This window comes from Mesorhizobium sp. M7A.F.Ca.CA.003.01.2.1, from assembly GCF_003998945.1.
GTDB classification, from domain to species: domain Bacteria; phylum Pseudomonadota; class Alphaproteobacteria; order Rhizobiales; family Rhizobiaceae; genus Mesorhizobium; species Mesorhizobium ciceri.
In genome coordinates, this window is sequence record NZ_RZRA01000944.1 from 1 (window position 1) to 2,135 (window position 2,135).

General features: G+C 64.9%; 2 protein-coding genes. Both read right to left on the bottom strand.

The genetic code is table 11. From position 1 onward, the window contains the following. A partial coding sequence (locus tag EN969_RS28005; RefSeq protein ID WP_164758553.1) for an ABC transporter ATP-binding protein occupies positions 1-1,278 on the bottom strand: 1,278 nt, incomplete at its 3' end. Positions 1,279-1,387: 109 nt separating this feature from the next. Continuing rightward, the coding region (locus tag EN969_RS28010; RefSeq protein ID WP_164758554.1) for an iron chelate uptake ABC transporter family permease subunit at positions 1,388-2,135 on the bottom strand (748 nt) is incomplete at its 5' end.

Consider the following 2,135-nt stretch of genomic DNA (forward strand, 5'->3'; position numbering starts at 1 on the left):
GTTTTCGCGGATCGAGCCGCCGAACAGGAAGACATCCTGCTGGACAATGCCGATCTGGCCGCGCAGCGAAGCGAGCGTCATGTCCCTGATATCGATGCCGTCGATGCTGATCCGCCCGGCGCTGACTTCGTAGAACCGCGGCAGCAGCGAGCATATGGTGGTCTTGCCGGCACCTGACGGCCCGACGAAGGCGATGGTTTCGCCGGCGCGGATGGTGAGATCGATATCCCTGAGCACCGGCTTGCCGTCGCCATAGCCGAAGCTCACACCGCGATATTCGATGGAGCCCTTGAGGCCGCTGGCGGTAACGGCACTGGGCCGGTCGGCGATGTCGGGTTCGGTGTCGAGCAACTCTGTGTAGCGGCGGAAGCCGGCAATGCCTTTTGGATAGGTCTCGATCACCGAATTGATCTTCTCGATCGGCCGCACGAAGACGCCGACCAAAAGCAGGAAGCCGACGAAGCCGCCATTGCTCAGGCCTCCCGTAATGACGAGGTAGCTGCCGGCAATCATGACCACGAGCTGGATCAGCCTTATGCCCATGTAGTTCAGCGAATTGCTGGCCGACATGATGCGGTAGGCGTCGAGCTTGGTCTGGCGGTAGCGCTGGTTGTCATGTGCGAACAGCGTGCGCTCATGCTCCTCGTTGGCGAAGGCCTGGACGACGCGCATGCCGCCGACATTCTCCTCGATGCGGACGTTGAAATCGCCGACACGCCGGTAGAGCGCCTGCCAGTTGCGCTCCATGCGGTCGCCGTAGCGCATCGTCACCCAGGCGATCAGAGGCACGATCACCGCCGTGATCAGCGCCAGATGCATGTTGACCGTGAACATCAGCACGAAGGCGCCGGCGAACGTCATGATGGCGATGAACAGGTCCTCGGGGCCATGATGCGCGATCTCGCCGATCTCCTCGAGATCCTTGGTGACGCGACCGACGAGATGGCCGGTCTTGTGGTTGTCGTAGAAGCGGAACGACAGTTTCTGCAGATGATCGAAGCTCTTGCGCCGCATCTCGGTCTCGATGTTGATGCCAAGCATGTGGCCCCAATAGGTGACGACCGCCATCAGCACCGTGTTGAGCAGATAGATTACCAGCAGCCCGGCCGAGGCGATGATGATCAGCGTCCAGTCCTGCCGTGGCAGGAGCTGGTCGACGAAGGTGCGGACCGCCATGGGAAAGCCAAGTTCGAGCAGGCCGGCCAGCACCGCGCAGGAGAAGTCGAGCGCGAACAGCCCCTTCCAGGGCGCGTAATAGGACAGGAAACGTCTGATCATCGAGGTGAACCGCAAGCTGTCTTGATGGACGCGGCGAGGGCACCGGCCGCCATCGATGGGCGCTGCTTACAATCGGCAGGGCAGGGCCGGCAATATGCCAGGGCCGACTTCATTGCCTGCCTTTCCACATCAGCGCCATGAAATAGGGGCCGCCGACGAAGGCGGCGATGAGCCCGGCCGGCACCTGCCAGGGAAAGATCAGCGTCCGGCCGGCCCAGTCGGCGGCAACGAGGATCAGCCCGCCTGTCATGGCCGAGGCCAGAAGCTGCGGCACGGCACGGCGGAAGCCGAGCATGCGCGCGAGATGCGGCGCCATCAGGCCGACGAAGCTCAGCGGGCCGATGACCAATGTCGCGGTTGCGGTGGCCAGCGCGGTAAGTGCCAGCAGAATGGCGCGAACCCGTCCAAGCCGCAGGCCAAGGCCACGCGCGGCAGTTTCGCCGAGCGGCACTATATCGAGCCAGCGCGCCGTCAGCGGCGCCAGCGCGAGGACGGCGACCGCGACCGCAGCGGCAGTGAAGGCATCATTGGGCGTTGCGCGATAGGTCGATCCCGATAGCCAGGCGAGCAGGAAGCCCGTGCGCGGATCGCCGCTGGCCAGAAGCAGCGCGGCGAAGGCCGACGCGACCGTCGCCACGGCGACGCCGGCAAGCAGCAGCCGCGACGGCGACAGTGCATTGCGCCGCCCGACCAGCACGACGATCGTCAGCGCCAGCAAGGCGCCCGCGAGTGCGGCGCCGAGCATTGCCGCGCGGTCGAAGCCGTCGCTGAGCAACAGCAGCGCCAGCACGCCGAAAGAGGCGCCGCCGGAAATGCCGAGCACTTCGGGTGCTGCCATCGGGTTGCCGGTCATGCGC